Origin of the sequence: Croceitalea marina (assembly GCF_042684265.1) — a bacterium.
Classification (GTDB): domain Bacteria; phylum Bacteroidota; class Bacteroidia; order Flavobacteriales; family Flavobacteriaceae; genus Croceitalea; species Croceitalea marina.
On record NZ_JBHULB010000020.1, the window covers coordinates 1 to 604 of the forward strand.

At 46.0% G+C, this 604-nt stretch carries 1 pseudogene; it reads left to right on the top strand.

The window, feature by feature from the left end:
* Window positions 1-604 (top strand): annotated as a pseudogene (locus tag ACFSQJ_RS14125) (hypothetical protein); the annotation flags it as partial.

Sequence of the window (604 nt, forward strand, 5' to 3'; positions counted from 1 at the left end):
CCGGTCAATCAGGTGAAGTGACGGGCATCACTTTGATTATGGACAATGGTACCCAAGGTGATGGTACCGCAGATTGGACCATTCAGTTCGATAACATCAGATTGTGCGGAAACGAAAGTTCCGGGGGTGGTAGTGCTCTAGAGGCCTGTGACGGTGGAGAATTGGTAAATGATTTTGAGGCTGCCGATGATTCTATATTCAACAATTTTGGTGGTGGCGTAGGAACCATTATCGATAATGCCGATACTTCGGTGAACAGCAGTGCCAAGTTAGGTCAGTATGTAAAGAATGCAGGCGAGGTATTCGGTGGAATTACAATCGCTTTGGAGAACAACATTGCTTTGAACAACGGAACGTTTACGATAGACGTAAACTCAACATCCGTGAGACAGTTGTTGTTCAAGTTGGAAGGATTGAACCAAGAGCTGATTTTACCGACATCGGGTGCTGGATGGGAGACCATATCATATGATTTTACCGGTCAATCAGGTGAAGTGACGGGCATCACTTTGATTATGGACAATGGTACCCAAGGTGATGGTACCGCAGATTGGACCATTCAGTTCGATAACATCAGATTGTGCGGAAACGAAAGTTCCGGGGG